This is a genomic window from Brevundimonas aurantiaca, assembly GCF_014199955.1.
Lineage (GTDB): Bacteria > Pseudomonadota > Alphaproteobacteria > Caulobacterales > Caulobacteraceae > Brevundimonas > Brevundimonas aurantiaca.
The window spans coordinates 268,712-285,869 of the sequence record NZ_JACHOQ010000003.1 but is presented as its reverse complement, the minus strand read 5'-3'; the positions used below and the strand labels follow the sequence as shown (position 1 = coordinate 285,869).

General features: G+C 69.3%; 16 protein-coding genes and 1 riboswitch. Of the genes, 8 read left to right on the top strand and 8 right to left on the bottom strand.

Going from position 1 to position 17,158, the window contains the following annotated elements; all coding sequences use genetic code 11:
* Nucleotides 1-94: 94 nt before the first annotated feature.
* Together GGQ93_RS08870 and lpdA are read left to right on the top strand one after the other, a co-directional pair.
* On the top strand, nucleotides 95-1,975 hold the full coding sequence (locus GGQ93_RS08870; protein ID WP_183216469.1) for a PAS domain-containing sensor histidine kinase: 1,881 nt from the start codon (nucleotides 95-97) through the stop codon (nucleotides 1,973-1,975).
* A gap of 112 nt (nucleotides 1,976-2,087) precedes the next feature.
* Nucleotides 2,088-3,494, top strand: coding sequence for a dihydrolipoyl dehydrogenase (gene lpdA, locus GGQ93_RS08865; RefSeq protein ID WP_183216466.1), 1,407 nt, complete (start codon nucleotides 2,088-2,090; stop codon nucleotides 3,492-3,494).
* A gap of 88 nt (nucleotides 3,495-3,582) precedes the next feature.
* Here lpdA and GGQ93_RS08860 read toward each other — a convergent pair whose 3' ends face one another.
* On the bottom strand, nucleotides 3,583-5,409 hold the full coding sequence (locus GGQ93_RS08860) for a methyl-accepting chemotaxis protein (protein WP_183216464.1): 1,827 nt from the start codon (nucleotides 5,407-5,409) through the stop codon (nucleotides 3,583-3,585).
* 86 nt (nucleotides 5,410-5,495) lie between these two features.
* Nucleotides 5,496-8,180 (bottom strand): DNA mismatch repair protein MutS, encoded by a 2,685-nt coding sequence (mutS, locus tag GGQ93_RS08855; protein WP_183216463.1) that lies wholly within the window; start codon nucleotides 8,178-8,180, stop codon nucleotides 5,496-5,498.
* Nucleotides 8,181-8,230: 50 nt separating this feature from the next.
* A riboswitch (cobalamin riboswitch) is annotated at nucleotides 8,231-8,438 on the top strand.
* A 145-nt stretch (nucleotides 8,439-8,583) separates the two neighbouring features.
* Here mutS and GGQ93_RS08850 point away from each other — a divergent pair.
* A complete protein-coding gene (locus GGQ93_RS08850) occupies nucleotides 8,584-10,407 on the top strand; it encodes a TonB-dependent receptor plug domain-containing protein (protein ID WP_183216462.1) in 1,824 nt (607 codons plus the stop codon).
* On the opposite strand, the gene GGQ93_RS08845 is transcribed toward GGQ93_RS08850, so the two are convergent.
* From GGQ93_RS08845 to GGQ93_RS08835, 3 genes are all read right to left on the bottom strand, one after another.
* Nucleotides 10,391-11,311 carry an aldo/keto reductase gene (locus tag GGQ93_RS08845; RefSeq protein ID WP_054764355.1) on the bottom strand — a complete coding sequence of 307 codons (921 nt, stop codon included), beginning with the start codon at nucleotides 11,309-11,311 and terminating at the stop codon, nucleotides 10,391-10,393. The genes GGQ93_RS08850 and GGQ93_RS08845 overlap by 17 nt on opposite strands.
* Before the next feature lie 90 nt (nucleotides 11,312-11,401).
* Entirely contained in the window at nucleotides 11,402-12,037 is a 636-nt protein-coding gene (gene maiA / locus GGQ93_RS08840; RefSeq protein WP_054764356.1) for a maleylacetoacetate isomerase, read from the bottom strand.
* A complete protein-coding gene (locus GGQ93_RS08835) occupies nucleotides 12,037-12,690 on the bottom strand; it encodes a fumarylacetoacetate hydrolase family protein (RefSeq protein WP_183216460.1) in 654 nt (217 codons plus the stop codon). The genes maiA and GGQ93_RS08835 overlap by 1 nt, the downstream gene beginning before the upstream one ends.
* A 137-nt stretch (nucleotides 12,691-12,827) precedes the next feature.
* Here GGQ93_RS08835 and GGQ93_RS08830 point away from each other — a divergent pair, with 137 nt between their 5' ends.
* From GGQ93_RS08830 to GGQ93_RS08820, 3 genes are all read left to right on the top strand, one after another.
* Complete coding sequence (locus GGQ93_RS08830) at nucleotides 12,828-13,172, top strand: ElaB/YgaM/YqjD family protein (protein WP_054764358.1); 345 nt, start codon at nucleotides 12,828-12,830, stop codon at nucleotides 13,170-13,172.
* Nucleotides 13,172-13,582: a hypothetical protein gene (locus tag GGQ93_RS08825; protein WP_183216458.1), complete on the top strand. Its 411-nt coding sequence runs from the start codon at nucleotides 13,172-13,174 to the stop codon at nucleotides 13,580-13,582. Before GGQ93_RS08830 ends, GGQ93_RS08825 begins: the two co-directional genes overlap by 1 nt.
* A gap of 114 nt (nucleotides 13,583-13,696) precedes the next feature.
* Nucleotides 13,697-13,876 carry a DUF1328 domain-containing protein gene (locus tag GGQ93_RS08820; protein WP_008262305.1) on the top strand — a complete coding sequence of 60 codons (180 nt, stop codon included), beginning with the start codon at nucleotides 13,697-13,699 and terminating at the stop codon, nucleotides 13,874-13,876.
* Nucleotides 13,877-13,976: 100 nt separating this feature from the next.
* On the opposite strand, the gene GGQ93_RS08815 is transcribed toward GGQ93_RS08820, so the two are convergent.
* From GGQ93_RS08815 to GGQ93_RS08805, 3 genes are all read right to left on the bottom strand, one after another.
* Entirely contained in the window at nucleotides 13,977-14,828 is an 852-nt protein-coding gene (locus GGQ93_RS08815) for a metallophosphoesterase family protein (protein ID WP_182713767.1), read from the bottom strand.
* Nucleotides 14,828-15,784 carry a diacylglycerol/lipid kinase family protein gene (locus GGQ93_RS08810; protein WP_183216456.1) on the bottom strand — a complete coding sequence of 319 codons (957 nt, stop codon included), beginning with the start codon at nucleotides 15,782-15,784 and terminating at the stop codon, nucleotides 14,828-14,830. Before GGQ93_RS08810 ends, GGQ93_RS08815 begins: the two co-directional genes overlap by 1 nt.
* 66 nt (nucleotides 15,785-15,850) lie before the next feature.
* Nucleotides 15,851-16,117, bottom strand: a complete 267-nt coding sequence (locus GGQ93_RS08805; protein ID WP_183216454.1) for a hypothetical protein — start codon at nucleotides 16,115-16,117, stop codon at nucleotides 15,851-15,853.
* A 133-nt stretch (nucleotides 16,118-16,250) separates the two neighbouring features.
* Here GGQ93_RS08805 and GGQ93_RS08800 point away from each other — a divergent pair, with 133 nt between their 5' ends.
* Complete coding sequence (locus GGQ93_RS08800; protein ID WP_054764362.1) at nucleotides 16,251-16,592, top strand: YMGG-like glycine zipper-containing protein; 342 nt, start codon at nucleotides 16,251-16,253, stop codon at nucleotides 16,590-16,592.
* Nucleotides 16,593-16,704: 112 nt separating this feature from the next.
* The gene (locus GGQ93_RS08795; RefSeq protein WP_054764363.1) at nucleotides 16,705-17,145 is read left to right on the top strand and encodes an OmpA family protein; all 441 of its coding nucleotides are present in this window, start codon (nucleotides 16,705-16,707) and stop codon (nucleotides 17,143-17,145) included.
* The last annotated feature ends 13 nt before the right edge of the window (nucleotides 17,146-17,158 follow it).

The window sequence follows — 17,158 nt, the reverse complement described above, 5'->3', positions numbered from 1 at the left end:
GGTTAACCCGCTAAGTCTCCGCTTCACCGGTTCGCCTTTTGCACGGGGACGCCGATGCGGGGGATGTGAGCCCCAAATTGAGACGGATCGACTGATGTTCCTCGAAGGCGAGGTCAACTGGACCCTGGTGCTTGGACTCCTGGCGGGCTTCGGCAATGTCGCGGCGGTCATCGCCATCTGGTTCGCCATCGCCAACCGGGTGCGCCACGCCAGCGCGACGGATCAGCTGGACATCGTTCAGAAGGTGGCGGAGTCCTCGGATCGCCGCCTGTTCGAAACCCTGAACGCCGTGCCCGTCGCCATGGTGGAGACGGACCAGACGGGCAAGTTCGTCTTCGCCAACCGCGCCGCGCATCAGTTGCTGGGCCGTCGCGACGCCGAACTCCTGGGGCTGCGGTTCCACTCCGCCACCTGGGGCATCACCTTTCCGGACGGCAAGACCGTGCCGCCCGACCTCCTTCCCAGCGCACGGGCTCTGCGGGGCCAGACGGTGCGCGGCTTTCAGCACCTGATGGTCAATGCGGCGACCCGCAAGAAGATGCTGGTTTCGGTGACGGCCATGCCGATCGAGAACGAGCACGGCCAGATCACGGGCTCGATCGCCGCCATCGTCGAGACGGACGTCCTGACCACCCCGGCGATCGAACCGATGACGCCTCCGCCGGCGCCCCCGGCCGCGCCCTCGGCGCGCCCGGCGGGACCGAGCCTGTCCGACCGCGTCTTCGACGCCGCCTCCAGCGCCCTGGTGGTGGTCGGGCCCGACGGCGCGATCCGCCAGGCCAACCGCGCCGCCCTGGTCATGCTGGGCCGCAGCGAGGGCGTGGCGGGGGCCGATTTCGCCGACCTGTTCCTGCCGCCCGACCGCCGGGTCGAGGCTCGCCAGACCCTTAGAGCCGTTCTGACCGCTCCGAGCGAGGATATCCCTCCGATAGAGACGATCGACGCCGAGGGCGCGGCGATCCGCTGGACCCTCCTGCCTCTGACCGACGAGGCGGACGCTGCGGATGCGATCCTTCTGGCCGGCTCGTCCGTATCCGAGGCCCAGGATACGGCCCCGGCTGCGCCCGCCCTCGCCGAGGCGGACGACGATGCGGCCGCCTCCGACGCGGTCGCCGCCGCCCTTACCGCCGCCCAGGCCGAATTCTCCCGCCGTCAGGAGGCCCAGGCGCTCGCCCATGAAAAGGCGCTGGCCCAGGCGGAAAAGGCGGAGCGCGATCTGCGTGAGGCCTTGGAGGCCGAACGCCGCATGGCCAATGTCGGCCGTTTGGCGGGCGGGGTGACGCAGGATTTCGCCGCCCTGCTGAACGTCATGACCTCCGCCCTGGACATGCTGTTGCGCCACTCCGACGATCCTGACCGGGTCCGCCGGCTGGGTCAGGCGGCCCTGACGGCGGGGCGACGCGGCGAACAGATGACCCGCCGGCTGAGCGCCTTTTCTCAGGACGAGGACCGCACCCTGCTGCGGCGCCTGGACCTGGGCGTACTGTTGGCGGGGCTGGAGGGCCGGTTGCGCCAGATCGCCGGACCGGGCGTCGATCTGATGATCGAGACCCCGAACCAGCCCGCGCCGGCGCGGGTCGATCCCGTCGCATTCGAGGCGGCGGTCATCGCCTTGACCCGCAATGCGGTCGAGGCCTCTAACGGATCCGGATCGGTCGCCGTTCGTCTGGCGATCGCCTCGGCCGGCGACCTGCGGCTCAGCGTGCGCGACTCCGGCCCCGGCATGGATTCGGACACTCTGCGTCGCGCGCCCGAACCCTTTTTCACCACCCGAAGCGACGCGGCGGGGCTGGGTCTGTCTCAGGCCTTCGCCTTCGCCCGACAGGCGTCCGGCGCCCTGACCGTGGAGAGCGCCCCGGGCGAGGGGGCTGAGGTGGCCATCACCCTGCCGCTGGATTTGACGCCTGAAGGCGCCGCCGGCGCCCAGCCCGAGCCGTCGCCGCAGGAGCAGACCAGGGCCGAGCCGGTCGTCTGACCCCCTGCAAAGGTCGATTCCGCGCCCCATATGATGCGCGGCGGTTGACCCGTGCGGGGTCGGCGCTAGTGTCCGCGCGCTTTTCCCGCGCGCCAGAAGACCAGAGGATATCATGGCCGAAGCCCCCGCTCCCTACGACGTCGTCATCATCGGCGGGGGGCCCGGCGGCTATAACGCCGCCATCCGCGCCGGCCAGCTGGGCCTGAAGGTCGCCTGCGTCGAGATGCGCGCCACCCTGGGGGGCACCTGCCTGAACGTCGGCTGCATGCCGTCCAAGGCCCTGCTCCACGCCTCGGAAATGTTCGACGCCGCCAACAGCGAGTTCGCCAAGATCGGCATCGAGGTCCAGCCCAAGCTGAACCTGAGCCAGATGCACAAGTCCAAGGACGACAGCGTCACCGCCCTGACCAAGGGGATCGAGTTCCTGTTCAAGAAGAACAAGGCCGACTGGATCAAGGGCAAGGGCAAGATCGTCGGAAAGGGCAAGGTCGAGGTGACCGCCGCCGACGGTTCGGTCCAGACGCTCGAGGCCAAGAACATCGTCATCGCCACCGGCTCGGAGCCCACCCCCCTGCCCGGCGTCGCCTTTGAAGCGGGCAAGGTGATCGATTCCACCGGCGCCCTGTCCCTGCCGGCCGTGCCCAAGAAGCTGATCGTGGTCGGCGCCGGCATCATCGGCCTGGAGCTGGGTTCGGTCTGGCGTCGCCTGGGCGCCGAGGTGACGGTGGTCGAGTTCCTGGACCGCATCACCCCCGGCATGGACACCGAGGTCGCCACCGCCTTCCAGCGCACCCTGACCAAACAGGGGATGACGTTCAAACTGGGCGCCAAGGTCACGGCCGCCAAGTCGGGCAAGGACGGGGTCGAGCTGACGGTCGAGCCCTCGGCCGGCGGCGCCGCCGAAACCCTGAAGGCCGACGTCGTCCTGGTCGCCATCGGCCGCCGGCCCTATACGGACGGCCTGGGTCTGGAGACCATCGGCGTCACGCCGGACAAGCGCGGCTTCATCGACCATGACCACTTCAAGGTGGCGGATGGCGTCTGGGTGATCGGCGACGTGACCCATGGCCCGATGCTGGCGCACAAGGCCGAGGAAGACGCGGTCGCCGTGATCGACACCATCGCCGGCAAATACGGCCACGTCGATTACGCTCTGGTGCCCAGCGTGGTCTACACCTTCCCCGAAGTCGCCTGGGTCGGTCAGACCGAGGATCAGCTGAAGGCCGCAGGCGTCGCCTACAAGAAGGGCAAATTCCCCTTCACCGCCAACAGCCGCGCCAAGATCAACCACGAGACCGACGGCTTCGTTAAGGTTCTGGCCGACGCCGCCACCGACAAGGTTCTGGGCGTCCACATCATGGGCCCCCAGGCCGGCGAAATGATCCACGAAGCCGCCGTCACCATGAGCTTCGGCGGCGCCTCGGAAGACATCGCCCGCACCTGCCACGCCCACCCCACCCGTTCGGAAGCCGTCCGTCAGGCGGCCATGGACGTCGAAGGCTGGATGATGCAGGCCTGATCCGGCCCCCGTCGACCTGTCAGTCGATGTGACAAGGCCCGCCCGGAGGATCCGGGCGGGCCTTTCATTTGCGCCTGTTCGATCCCGCTCAGGCGGCCCAGACCGTCCGTTCGTCCTGAGCGTCGCCGTATGGCGCCCCGTCGCCCAGACGGAAGCGCGACACCAGTTCGGCCAGCCGTTCCGCCTCCTGGCTGAGCGCCTGGTTGGCGGCGGTGGTCTGTTGGACCATGGCGGCGTTCTGCTGGGTGGTCTGGTCCATCTGGTTGACGGCCGTATTGACCTCGGCCAGCCCCTCGGCCTGCGCCTTGGCCGAGGCGGCGATCTCGCCGGCCAGCTGGTTGATTTCGGCCACCTGGCCGATCAAGGCGGTCAGGGCCGCACCGGTCTGGGACACCAGTCGGGCGCCTTCGCCGACGCTGGCGCTGGAGGCGGCGATCAGGTCTTTGATCTCCCGCGCGGCCTCCGCCGACCTTTGGGCCAGGGCGCGAACCTCGGAGGCCACCACCGCGAAACCGCGACCGGCCTCGCCCGCCCGCGCCGCCTCGACCCCGGCGTTAAGCGCCAGAAGGTTGGTCTGGAAGGCGATTTCGTCGATCACCCCGATGATCTGCCCGATCCGACCCGAGGTCGCCTCGATCTCGCCCATGGCGGTTGTGGTCTCGGCGATGATCTGCTCTCGCGTCGCGGCGCCGCTCCGGGCCTCGGCGGTGATGTCGGCGGCGGACCGGGCGCCTTGCGCAGTCTTGCGCACCGTGACCGTGATCTGGTCCAGAGCGGCGGCGGTCTGTTCCAGGGCGGCGGCCTGTCTTTCGGTGCGGCGCGACAGGTCGTCGGTCGCGGTCGTCACCTCCGATGTTCCCGCCCGCATCGCCTCAACCAGGTCGATGATGTCGGCCATGGTCGCCGCCAGGGTGTCCACGGCGGCGTTGTAGTCGTCCTTCAGCTGGCGGCTGCGCTCAGCGAAGTCTGCGGTGATCCGGTGGCTCAGATCGCCGCGCGCCAGGGCGGACAGGCCCTCCCCGAGGGCTGCGGCGACCCGGGCGTCTTCCTCGGCCAGACGATCCCGCTCCGCCTCTCCCGCCTCTCGCGTCGCGCGGGCGGCCTCACGCATGGCCTCGGTCTCGGCTTCCGTGGCCTTCTGGCGCACGGCGGCCTCGCGGAAGGCGACCACCGCCCGGGCGATTTGGCCGATGTCGTCCTGACGGGCCGCCCAGGGCGCGTCGAAGTCGGTCCGGCCCTGTCGCAGGGCCTCCATCCGATCGCAAAGCGCCTTCAGGGGCGAGAACATGCGGCGAGAGGCGAGCAGGCAGAGCGCCACCCCTATCAGGGCGGCGATCAGGCCGCATAGGACGAGGGCCGAGATGACCTGGTTTACCGGGGCCATGAAGTCGGCCTTGGGGATGCCGACGTACAGCACGCCGATGGTCTGACCCGAAGCGGTCTTGATCGGGTCGTAGGCGACGAAATAAGGCTTGCCCAGAATGTCCGCCTGACCGCGATAGGGTTCGCCCGCCTTCAGCACCGCGTCATAGACGGGGCCGGGCTTCAGCCGAGTGCCCACGGCGCGGGAGCCGTCATCCTTGACCACATTGGTCGTCACCCGCAGATCGTTCAGGAAGACGGTCGCGGTTCCCCCGACCAGGGCCTTGATCCGGTCCACGGGCTCGACGAAGTCGTTCATCGGAGTCGATCCGACATACAGCCTGCCGTCGCGCGCCGTGAAGCCGTCGCCGTAATCGGCCAGCACGTCCCAGGCGACCCGCATATTGGCCTCCTGACGCTCGGCGGCCTGGGCCTCAGCGTCGCGGGTCAGCAGGACCGCAGCGACGGCCGTCAGCACCAGGGTCAGGACGCCGAGGGCCGTAATGACCATCAAGGCCGTCTTGCCGGAAAGGGAAAGCGCGCTGGGCTTCATGGCCGATCCTCAGCGATTCGGTCTGGCGGACCACGACTGTTACCGAACAGGGTCTAGATTTCTATCCCTGGCAAGGGCCGATCTTCTCAATCAGCCAGGCTCTTCAACCTGTAGAGCGTCTCCAGAGCCTCGCGCGGCGTCAGGGCGTCGGGGTCCACCGCCTGCAAGGCCGCCTCCAGCCTGGAGGGCGCGCGCGGCGGCTCCGGCTCGGCCACGGCGAACAGCGGCAGATCGTCCAGGCGGGCCGCAGCGGCCTTCTCCCCTTCCAGCCGCTCCAGCACCGCCTTGGCCCGCGCCACCACCGCGGCCGGCGCCCCGGCCAGCTTGGCCACCTGAACGCCGTAGGATCGGTCCGCCGCCCCCGGCGCCGCCTCGTGCAGAAAGACCAGATCGCCGTTCCATTCCTTGGCCGTCATGGACAGGTTGCAGACGTGGTCCAGCCGCGTCTCCAATTGGGCCAGCTCGTGATAGTGGGTGGCGAACAGGGTGCGGGCGCGATTGACGTCGTGCAGGGCCTCGGCCGTGGCCCAGGCGATGGCCAGGCCGTCATAGGTGGCCGTGCCGCGGCCGATCTCGTCCAGGACCACGAAGCTGCGCGGCGTGGCCTGGGTCAGGATGGCGGCAGTCTCGACCATCTCCATCATGAAGGTGGACCGGCCCCGCGCCAGGTCGTCGCCGGCGCCGACGCGGCTGAACAGCCGGTCGACCACGCCCAGACGCATGGCGCGCGCCGGTACGAACGCCCCGGCCTGGGCCAGGATCACCAGAAGGGCGTTCTGGCGCAGGAAGGTCGACTTACCGGCCATGTTCGGCCCGGTGACGATAGCCAGGCGGGCGCAGTCCGATCCAGACCCGTCCAGGCGGGCGTTGTTGGGCGTATAGGGATCGCCGGCCGCCTTGACCGCCGCCTCGACCACCGGATGCCGCCCGGCCTCGACCGAGAAGACCAGACTGTCGTCCACCACCGGCCGAGTCGCCCCGGCCTCCTGGGCCCATTCCGCCAGGGCCGCATGGGCGTCCAGCTCGGCCAGAGCCTCCGCGACCGCCTGCAGCGGCTGGGCCAGGCGGGCGACCTCGCGCCGCCAGCCCTCGAAGGTCTCGGCCTCGATGGCCAGGGCGCGGTGACCGGCCTGGCTGATCCGGGCGTCCAGCTCCGACAGTTCGACCGTGGTGAACCGTACCTGGCTGGCCAGGGTCTGACGGTGGATGAAGGGACTGTCCGGCCCGGCCCGCAACAGACCCTCCGCCGCCTTGGCCGAGGTTTCCAGGAAATAGCCCAGGACGGCGTTGTGCTTGACCTTGAAGGGTACGCCGGACTCGGCGACCGCCCGCGCCTCCAGATCGGCCACCACCCGGCGGCTGTCGTCGCGCAGGGTGCGGGCGGCGTCCAGTTCAGGCCGATAGTCGGGGCGCACGAAACCGCCGTCGCGGGCCAGATGGGACGGTTCGTCCACCAGGCCGTCGATCAGATCGGCCTTCAGCCGCGACACCTCGGGCGACAGGTTCAGTCGGTCCAGGGCCAGGGCGATGCGGCGCGGCCGGCCGGTGAGCGGGTCCACCTGGCCGATGAACAGGCCCGCGATCCCCTCGGCGACGGACAGGCCGACGCGCACGGCGGCCAGATCGCGCGGACCGCCGCGCCCCAGGGCCAGCCGTCCAACCGCCCGCGCCACATCGGCCGAGGCCTTCAGACCGTCGCGAAGGGCGCGCCGCAGATCGCGTCGCTCCAGCAGCCATTCGACCGCATCGAGCTGTTCATTGATCGCCAGGGGGTCGCGCAGCGGCCGGGCGATCCGTTCCGCCAGGGCCCGGGCCCCGCCCGAGGTGACGGTGCGGTCGATACAGGCCAAGAGCGAGCCTTCGCGTTCGCCCCTCTGCGTCCGGTCGATCTCCAGACTGGCCCGGGTCGCCGGGTCGATGGCCAGAAACCCGCTCTCGCCCAGACGGCGGGGCGGGGCCAGGGCCGGAACCTTGCCGGCCTGGGTCGTCTCCAGATAGGCGGCGATCAGGCCGAGCGCCGAGACCTCGGCCTCCTCGAAGGCGCCGAACCCGTCCAGGGCCGCAACCCCGTACAGCCGCTCGACCCGCGTCCGCGCCGCCTGGGGCTCGGCGATGGCCGAGGCCAGGGCCTGAACCACGCCGCCGGACCCGTCCAGGGCGTCCCGCGTCGTCGGGTCGGAATAGATGCGGTCAGTGACCAGGACCTCGGACGGGCGGAAGGCGGCCAGGGTCGCCCCGAGATCCTCCAGCGCACAGGCGACGCTGTCCACCGCGCCGGAAGACAGTTCGACCACCGCCACGGCCGCGCGACCCTTGCGCATCGCTGCGGCGGCCAGCCGGTTGGCGCCGCGCGCATCCAGCAGACTGTCCTCGGTCAGGGTGCCGGGCGTCACCACCCGCACCACGCCGCGCTGGACCACGGCCTTGCCGCCGCGCTTCTTGGCCTCGGCCGGGTCTTCCAGCTGTTCGCAGATGGCCACCTTGTGGCCCAGGCGGATCAGCCGGGCCAGATAGCCCTCCATGGCGTGGACCGGCACCCCGGCCATGGGGATGTCCTCGCCCTGGTGCTTGCCCCGCTTGGTCAGGGTGATGCCCAGAGCCGCCGCCGCCACCTCGGCGTCCTTGAAGAACAGCTCGTAGAAGTCGCCCATGCGGAAGAACAGGATGGCGTCCGGCTGACCGGCCTTGGCCGTCAGATACTGGGCCATGAAGGGCGTGGCGCCCTCCAGAGCGGCGGCGATGTCAGGCGGGTGAGAGACAGGGGCGTTCATGTTGCGACAGGGTGACGGATCGCGTCCTGGCGCTCAAGCCCGTTGACCGGCTCTTGCACAGGCTTGTCGCCCCTGCGATAGGCCGGATCAGGCGGTTAAGGGAACACGGTGAGACACCGTGGCTGTGCCCGCAACTGTAGGCGGCGAGAGCGTCGTCCGTCCGGGGTCTAGACCTCGGCGCCACTGGGTGACTGGGAAGGCGAGGACGGCGGTTTATGACCCGCAAGCCAGGAGACCTGGCCGCCGACGTCGCTCGCTCCTGTCCGGGACCAGACAGAGGCGCGGTTTCTCCGTGGAAGCGACCCGATCTTGCGTCGTCCCGGCCTCGCGGCCGGGCGGATCGGCTCGCTGGTCACGACCCTGCGCGCGCATTCGCCGGGCCGATACGGGGACATCGCTCACAATGAAGCGCTCCATTCTTTCATCGACGGCGGCCATGGCCGCCGTCATCGCCGCACCCGCTTTCGCCGATGAGGCGACCCAGCTGGACGAGGTCGTGGTCACCGCCACCCGCCTTCCCGCCATCGTCGCCGAGACGCCCGGCGCCCGGGTCATCGATTCCAGGATCATTGAGCAACGCGGCGCCGTCTTCGCCGCCGACATCCTGTCCGACGTGCCCGGCCTGTCGGTGACGCGAACGGGGGCTTTCGGCGGGATCGCCCAGGTCCGCATGCGCGGCGCGACGCCGGGCAAGACCCTGGTGCTGGTGGACGGCGCGCCGGTCAATGATGCGGCCGAACCGAACGGCGCCTATGACTTCTCCAGCTTCGAACTGGCCGACATCGACCGGATCGAGGTGCTCAGCGGTCCGCAGTCGTCCCTGTGGGGATCGGACGCCATCGGCGGGGTGATTTCCTTCACCACGCGCGACATCGACGGCGTTCGCGCCGAGGCCGAGGCGGGCAGCTTCGACACGGCGCGCGGTCGTCTGTCGGCCGGCGTCGCCAATGAGACCTACGCCTTCAGCGCCTATGTCTCGCGCTTCCAGACCGACGGGATTTCGGCGGCGGACAAGGCGGACGGCAATCCCGAGACCGACGGCTTTCGCAGCACGACCCTGGGCGCCAAGGGCCGCTATGTCCTGTCCGACGCGGTCAAGGTCGAAGGCGCGGCGCGCTGGAACGACAGCCACGCCGACATCGACGGCTTCCCCGCGCCTGACTATGTGCTGGCCGACACCGGCGACGCCCAGGACAGCGAACAGTGGTCGGGCTTCGGTCGGGTGACGGCCCAGGCTTTCGGTCTTGATCATCAGTTCAGCATCTCGGCGTCCGATCTGGAGCGCACCTCCTACAGCGACGGCTTCGGCTCGACCTTCAGCGGCGACCGTCAGGCCTACCGCTGGCAGGCGGACGGTCAGGCGCAAGGCGTGGACTACGCCTTCGGCGTCGAACGCAACGAGGCCTCGGCGGCCCTGTCGTCAGGTCTGTCGCGCGACCTGTCGATAACCTCGGTGTTCGGCGTGGCCCGGTATGACGCCGGCCCGCTGAACCTGAGCGGCGGATTGCGGTACGACGACACGGACGATTTCGGCTCAAAGACCACGGGGCGGATTTCGGCGGCCTATGATCTGGCCGGCGGCTTCATCCTGTCGGGCGCCTATGGCACAGGCTTCAAGGCCCCGACCGTCAGCCAGGCGGTGTGCGACTATTGTTTCGCGCCCCAGCCGTGGCCCGCGCTGAAGCCGGAGACGGCCGACAGCGTCGAGATCGCCCTGGGCTGGGCCTCCGCCGGCGGTCGGTTCGAGGGACGCGCGACCCTGTATCGGCTGAACGTCGAGGACCAAATCACCTATTCCGCCGGCCGCTACGTCAACGTCGCCAAGACGCGGTCGGACGGGCTCGAGCTGGAAGGCCGCGCGCGCCTCGGCGCCGGTTTCGACCTGACCTTGGCCTACGCCTGGACCGACGCTGCGGACCGCACCACGGGCGCCCGGCTGCTCCGCGTGCCCGAACACGCCGGTTCGGCGACCCTGGGCTGGACGGGGGATCGACTGTCGGGCGCCCTGACCGTGCGGGCGGAAGGCGAGCAGGACGATTCCGGCGGCTTCTCGACCGTGGTCCGCAAGGGTTTCGTCACGGCCAATCTGAACGCGGCCTACGCCTTGACGGACAAGGTCGCCCTGACGGCGCGGATCGAGAACCTGGGCGACGAACACTATCAGCAGGTGTTCGGCTATGGAGAGCCCGGCCGGTCGGCCTATGTCGGGGTCAGGCTGCGCTACTGATCAGGTTGCGGGCGTCGGCGGCGAAGGCCGCCGGCGCCTCCAGCGCCAGTTCCGACCAGTCCAGGTCGGGACCGGGCGCATGGGCGGCCGCCAATATGGCGCGCAGCTCGGCGGCGGAGGCCACGCTGGCCACCACCCGGTCCACCGCCTCCAGAGAAAAGGCGTAGGCCAGGGCGGCCTGCATCGGATCGCAGCGCCGTTCCGCCAGGCGCCGTCGGATGCGCGACAGGGCCTGATCATAGCCGGTCAAATGGGCCGGAAGATCGTCGCCGGGGGCGAACAACAGGCCGCCGGCGAAGACCGAAGACAGGTGGACCTGGGCCCCCAGGGCCTTGATCTCATCCAGAATTCCCTCGGCCGCCGCGCGCTGATCCAGAAGATTGCAGGCGACCTGAACCACATCGGCCTCCAGGCGTCGCGCCAGCAGGACCGGTCCGTCCTCGACCGTGGCGCAGAAGCCGATGCTGCGAAACAGGCCGCGGGCCTTCAAGGCCTGCAGCCGGTCCCAAAGGGCCCGCCCCTCGGCGCCGGCCAGGTCGGCGGGATTGTTGACCAGCAGGGCCTCGCCCCGCGGCAGGCCCAGACGTTCCAAGGAGCGGCGCGCCCGCGCCTCAACCCGATCCAGTCCTTCGCCCAGGCCGACGGTGCGAACCGTGACGCGGAAGGGGGAGGGGAAGGGCCAGGCCTGGCCCAACAGCCGTTCGCCGTCGCCCGTCGGCTTGGTCGCGATCACCTTGACCCCCGCGTCCGCTCCCGTCTGCAACAGGAAACGCATCGCGTCCTCGCGGGCGCCCGACGGGGCGGCCATGAGGGGCTTGGCGGCGCGCTCGGGCTCGGTCACCACGGCCAAGGCCAGGCGATCGACCGGCGACGGCGCCGAGGGAGAGGGTGGGGACTGCGTCACCCCCCGATCATGCCCCCCAAAGCTTAAGGGAGGTTGATCAAGACCTTACGCGAGTCTTACTCATCGACCGCCGATATGGGTCGGGCGCGCTCAGCCGTCGGCGTCGGGCTGCCGGTCCGGGTGGGCCGCCTGAAAGGCCGGATGGGCCTGGGCGGCGGCCTCGACCGCCAGAAGGCGCGGCCAGGGCGTCAGGGCCAGATTGAACCGCCGCGCCGAATAGAGCTGTGGAATCAGATAGCAGTCCGCCAGTCCGGGACGATCGCCGAAACTCCAACCCGCACCGTGGCGCGCGACCAGGACCTCCAGGGCGTCGAAGCCCGGCGTAATCCAGCGCCCCGCCCAGGCGTCGACCGTCGCCTGATCGGCGCCGAACTCCTGACGCAGGGCGGTCAGGACGCGAAGATTGTTCAGCGGATGGATGTCGCAGCCGATCAGGGCCGCCATGGCCCGGACCTGGGCGCGGTCCTGGGCGTCCTTCGGCAGCAGGGGCGGCTCGGGATGGGTCTCCTCCAGCCATTCCAGGATCGCCGGGCTTTGGGTCAGGACCGTCTCCCCCTGCTGCAAGGCGGGGGTCATGCCCTGGGGATTGATCGCCAGAAAGGCGGGGGCCTTCTGTTCGCCCTTGCGCAGATCAAGGGCCGCAGTCTGATAAGCCAATCCTTTCAGCCCCAGGCCGATGCGGACCCGGTAGCTGGCGCCGGACCGCCAATAGCCGTGCAGGATCATCAGACGATCTCGAAGCTCAGGGGCGCCAGACCCTCGATGGCGACCGCCACCTTGTCGCCGCGCACGACCGGCCCGACGCCGGACGGGGTTCCGGTGAAGATCAGGTCGCCCGGCTGAAGCGTCCAGAGCCCGCCCGCCGCCGCGACGATCTGGTCCGGGTTCAGGATCATGTCGCTGAGGACGCTGGATTGGCGGGTTTCGCCATTGACGGTCAGGACGATGGACCCGTCCGGCTTCGGCAGGGCGCCCAGGGTTATGGCGCCGCAGGGCGCCGACTGATCAAACCCCTTGGCGGCGTCCCAGGGGCGGCCAGCCGCCTTGGCCTGGGCCTGCAGATCGCGTCGGGTCAGATCGCAACCGGCGGCCCAGCCGACGATCCGCCCGCCTTCGCCGATGGCCGCCACCAGCTCGGCCTCATAGTGCAGCTGGGCCGTCGCGGACGGGTAGGCCGGGTCGGCGCCGTCGGTCACCACGGCGTCGGCCGGCTTCGAAAAGAAGAAGGGCGTCTGCTTCTCGGGATCCGACCCCATTTCGCGCGCATGGGCGGCGTAGTTCTGGCCCACGCACAGAATCCGCCGCACCGGAAACCGTCGCGCATCGCCGATGATCGGCAGGCTGGGCTGGGGTCGGGGCTCGAACAGAAAGGCGGTCATGGCGCCAATCTAGGGCGCCGGGACGGAGGTGACGAGGCCTTCACCGACATTGGCGACGACGGAACCTCGACAGGGGTGTGGCGTTGGCAGACGGGGTTCCCTATTCTAATGCCAAGCTTGAAACTGGAGCGCGCATCATGGCCACCACCAAGGCTCGAGAAGACATCAAGGCCGATCTGAAGACCCTGAAGGAGGATCTGAAGGCCGGCGCTCGCGAAGAAACCCAGCGCCTGCGCGAAAAGGCCGAGGAGGCCGAGGCCCGCCTGCGCGCCAAGAGCGAGGAAGTGCGCGAACAGGCCCGCACCTATTACGACGCCGCCCGCGTTCGGGGCCGCGAATATTACGACGACGCCGCCGAGCGCCTGGACGAAGCCCAGCGCTATGTCGTCGAACGGGTGCAGGAGCGTCCGCTCCAGTCCACGGCCATCGCCCTGGGCGTCGGTCTGGTGCTGGGCATGCTGCTGGCCGGTCGCCGCCGCTGATGTTCAAGGGCATCCTCAAGCGCGCCGTGGCGACCGCCGTGGTCGCCGCCAGCGTCTTTTTGGCCGTCATCTTCCTGGGCGTCGCTGTGTTCTACGCCCTCCAATTGATGACCACGCCCTTGGGCGCGGCCGCCATCACATTCGGCCTGTTCGCCTTGACGGCCCTGATCGTCGCCCTCGTCTTCCTGAAGCGCGCCGGGGGGGACGATGAGGACGAGGAGGAGGAGCCGGAGGGTCTGGCCGGCAAGATCCTGCATATGGTGCGCGAGCGCCCCGTCATCGGGGTGGTCGGCGGACTGGGGGCCGCCTTCCTGCTGCTGCGCAATCCCGCCCTGGCCGCGATCGTGGCCGGCATGGTGGCCGACCGCAAGATGGAGCATCGCGGCTACGGCCGTCGCCGTCGGCGATAGTCTTTCCTTTCTCTGTCGCGGGCGGAACGCCCCGCGACCGGGAACGTTGATCCACCGACGGACGAACGGCTGCGAGGCCGCCGTCGGAAACATCAACGCAGGAGAGCTAAACCCATGATTCGCTGGGCAATTATCTTCCTGGTCGTGGCTTTGATCGCAGCCGTTCTCGGCTTCGGCGGCATCGCGAACTTCTCGTTCGAGATCGCCAAATTCATCGCCGTGATCGCCATCATCCTGTTCGTCATCGCCCTTGTGGCCGGCGGACTTCGCGGACGCGGCGCGCCTCGATTGTAAAGGGCGTCGAGCTTCAAAACGGAAAGGGCCGGAACGCGAGTTCCGGCCCTTTCTTCATGCCGAGGTCCTTATGGGCCGTGGCCGAGATGGAAGGGCGGCGTCAGACCGCCGCCTTTTCCAGCATGCCCGGGGCGTTCGGATCGGGCGCCGTCGCCGCGCGGCGGGTGTCCTGACGACGCGGAAGCCTCCACACCTGATGCGGCCTGTAGGCCGCGCCGTCCCAGGCCAGGGCGGTGACCGTGATGGTCTTGGCGTCCCAATCCACCTGATTGAAGCCGGGCGGCGATCCCCGCTCCCGATGCGACAAGGTTCCGCAACCCACCGCATAGGAACAGCGATCCGCCAGGTCGATCGCCAGGGCGAAGGGCACATGGACATGGCCCGTCATGATCAGATCCACGCCCGCCTCGGCGAAGATCAGCGCCGCCTCGTCCCCGCGCTTGACCTCACCGGTCATCGGCGCCCCGATCATCTCGATCAGCGGATGGTGACAGGCGAGGATGCGCAGCGCCCCGATCGGCGCCTGCCGCAGGGCCTCGGCCGCGCGCCGGGTCTGGTCCAGATCGATGACCCCCTTTGACCAGTTGGGCCGGGCCTGCCAGCCGCGTGCGGTGACGACGCCGCGCACCATGACGGTCTCATTGCAGAACTGGCCGTCGTGGGCGGGAAACCCGGTCGCCGTCTCGAACGCTTTCCAGGGATGGAACAGCCTTGCGACCGCGTCCCAGTAGGGGACGTCGTGGTTGCCGACGATGACGAAGCGCGGCTCGGGCATGGCGCGCATCCAGCGACCCGCCGCCGCGAACTCCTTGGGATAGCCCTTCTGGGTGATGTCGCCTGTGATCAGGACCAGGTCGTTGGGGGTGGCGTGGGCGTATTCCAGGGCGGCGGCGACCGCCCCCTTGTGCTCACATCCGAAATGAACGTCGGAAAACTGGAGAATACGCCCCATTACAGACTGTCCTCGGCGGCGGGGGGTTTGGGCGCCAGGGCGCGAAACGCCTTGGGAATGAACCGCACCGTCGCCTCGGGGCTCAGAAGAAGGGGTTCGCCGTCGATCACGGCGGGAATCTTGGACCGGGCGCGGACGTCGATCCGCTTGGCGGGGCGGGTCGAGACCGCGGGATCATGGCGCCAGTCGCTGAACAGGGCCGTCGCCGCCAGACGGAAGGCCTGGGTGGCGTCCGACGGATCCAGCGCCGCCGCCTCCAGCCCCGTCGGCTCCACCATCGCCTTGGAGATCATCGGACTGATCAACACCAGGGCTTCGGCGCGGCGACGGCCGCCGCCGTCCAGGCTGAACCTCAATCGGCCGGAAAAGGCTCGCTTCAGCGCCCGTCGAGCATAGGCCCAGGCCAGTCTCAGCTTTCCGGTCCGCATCGCCTCCCGCGCCGGGGCCCACAGGGCCGGCGACCCCAGGATGGCCGCGCAGTAGAAATATTCCCCGCCGACCTCGCCGCCGGACACCGTCTGGGGCTCGCCCTCCTCCAGGGCGTGGCGCAAGGCCGCCTTCCAATCGCCGGTGCCGTAAAGCGCCTTGGGCAACATATTCATGGTGCCCCCGGGCAGGGGGGCGATCATCGGACCGTCCGGCCTGGCCTTGGCCGCCACCGAACGGGCCGTGCCGTCCCCGGCAAGAACGAAGATGACGTCGGGCGTTGCGGCGAAGGCGTCGGCGATGGCCTGGTCGAAGCCGCCGCCTTGCAACAGCATGACCTGACTCTCCACCTCATAGTCGGTCAGGATCGCCTCGACCTCTGCGACGGCGCGCGGTCCGACGCCGCCTGACAGCGGATTCACCAGAATGACCAACCGCTTCAGCGACGCATGAGGCGTCAGGACGCGGCCCGCGCCCGGGCGCTGCCCGCCCGCCCCTGTGTCGGGCTCAGAGCTCAGGATGTCGGTCATGTCGGGCCGAACGCCTGCCAAGCCGAGCCGTTCCCCTCAGTGTGGTGCGGACGTCGCTTTGACGCTTCAGCGGCTGGGGCTGGGCGTTCGGTCGATCAAGGCCTGCCCGTGGGCCCAGGCGGTCGCGATCCATCCGTCCATGGTCCGGCCGGCGGTCTCGACTGAACCCGCCCTGATCGACAGAACCAGCGTCAGGGCGCCGATCAGGGCCAGCAGAACCAGAAGGGTGTTGACCAGGGACGCCGCCGAGACTCTGCGTTTGCGTTTGCGAGGCCGCGACCAGATCGGTCCCTCGGCGCCGGTCGAAGCCCGCGTGAGTGTGGAAAATCGCATCGTCCTGCCCCCATAAGCTTGACTGCCGTGCGGCGATTTTAGCCGCTTAAGCGGAACAGTGATAGACAAGGGAACCGGTGCGGGAGTCCAGCGTTCTCGTATTCGGGGCGAACCCAGGATAAAGGAATTCACCATGAACAAGGCCATCATCGCCATAGCCGGCGCCGGTCTTCTGGCTTCGGCCTGCGCCAGCGATCCTTACGGCGGCACCAACCAGACGGTGCGTCAAGGCGCCATCGGCGCGGGCCTCGGCGCCGTGGCGGGCGCGGTCATCGGCAACAATGTCGGCGGCGGCAATGCGGCCACCGGCGCCCTGATCGGCGGCGCCCTGGGCGGTGCGGCCGGCGCGGTGCGCGGCTCTCAGGCGGACCGCAACAACCAGCAGCGTTATCGCGACAGCCAGGGTCGCTACTACTACTGCTACGACAACCGCCAGGACGAATGCTACTGGGACAATGGCCAACGGCGCTATTGAGCCTCAGGGTTTCTGAACGGACGTGAGACGGTTCGCGTCCGTTCAACCGGGCGGCTCGTCGGCGACGGGCCGCCCTTTTTGCGTCTGCAGACGCACAACCGAGGGGGACGGTATGAGATATCTGACGATTTCGGCATTGGGTTTGGCTGCGGCCGTGTCGGCCTGCGCCACCGCGCCGTCGCGAGACGCAATCGTGACGGGGGAATCGCCGTGCGCGCCGGTGCGGTTCGACATCTATTTCCGTGAAGGCGAGGCTCGGCTTACGCCTGCGGCCGATCAGGCGATCACGGCGGCGGCGAATGTGCTGAAGACCTGCGACGTTCGGCGGGTCCAGGTGCTGGGCCTCGCGGACGCCACGGGCGGGTCTGCGGCCAACCTCAGCCTCTCTCAACAGAGGGCGCGGTCCGTGGCCCAGGCCTTGAACACCGCCGGCCTGCCCGCCCCCGTCTTCGACGTGGCCGCCGCCGGGGACGTCGGCGCAGTCACGACCGAGGGCGCTGCCGAGCCGTTGCGCCGCCGCACCGAGGTGGCGATCGACGCCCATCCTCGCTGATCCCGTAAAGGCG

Coding starts and splice junctions, on each gene's coding strand:
- GGQ93_RS08825 (WP_183216458.1), top strand. CDS start 13,172: ATGTTCAAGGGCATCCTCAAGCGCGCCGTGGCGACCGCCGTGGTCGCC.
- GGQ93_RS08830 (WP_054764358.1), top strand. CDS start 12,828: ATGGCCACCACCAAGGCTCGAGAAGACATCAAGGCCGATCTGAAGACC.
- maiA (WP_054764356.1), bottom strand. CDS start 12,037: ATGATCCTGCACGGCTATTGGCGGTCCGGCGCCAGCTACCGGGTCCGC.
- mutS (WP_183216463.1), bottom strand. CDS start 8,180: ATGAACGCCCCTGTCTCTCACCCGCCTGACATCGCCGCCGCTCTGGAG.
- lpdA (WP_183216466.1), top strand. CDS start 2,088: ATGGCCGAAGCCCCCGCTCCCTACGACGTCGTCATCATCGGCGGGGGG.
- GGQ93_RS08815 (WP_182713767.1), bottom strand. CDS start 14,828: ATGGGGCGTATTCTCCAGTTTTCCGACGTTCATTTCGGATGTGAGCAC.
- GGQ93_RS08795 (WP_054764363.1), top strand. CDS start 16,705: ATGAGATATCTGACGATTTCGGCATTGGGTTTGGCTGCGGCCGTGTCG.
- GGQ93_RS08800 (WP_054764362.1), top strand. CDS start 16,251: ATGAACAAGGCCATCATCGCCATAGCCGGCGCCGGTCTTCTGGCTTCG.
- GGQ93_RS08860 (WP_183216464.1), bottom strand. CDS start 5,409: ATGAAGCCCAGCGCGCTTTCCCTTTCCGGCAAGACGGCCTTGATGGTC.
- GGQ93_RS08810 (WP_183216456.1), bottom strand. CDS start 15,784: ATGACCGACATCCTGAGCTCTGAGCCCGACACAGGGGCGGGCGGGCAG.
- GGQ93_RS08835 (WP_183216460.1), bottom strand. CDS start 12,690: ATGACCGCCTTTCTGTTCGAGCCCCGACCCCAGCCCAGCCTGCCGATC.
- GGQ93_RS08850 (WP_183216462.1), top strand. CDS start 8,584: ATGAAGCGCTCCATTCTTTCATCGACGGCGGCCATGGCCGCCGTCATC.
- GGQ93_RS08805 (WP_183216454.1), bottom strand. CDS start 16,117: ATGCGATTTTCCACACTCACGCGGGCTTCGACCGGCGCCGAGGGACCG.
- GGQ93_RS08820 (WP_008262305.1), top strand. CDS start 13,697: ATGATTCGCTGGGCAATTATCTTCCTGGTCGTGGCTTTGATCGCAGCC.
- GGQ93_RS08870 (WP_183216469.1), top strand. CDS start 95: ATGTTCCTCGAAGGCGAGGTCAACTGGACCCTGGTGCTTGGACTCCTG.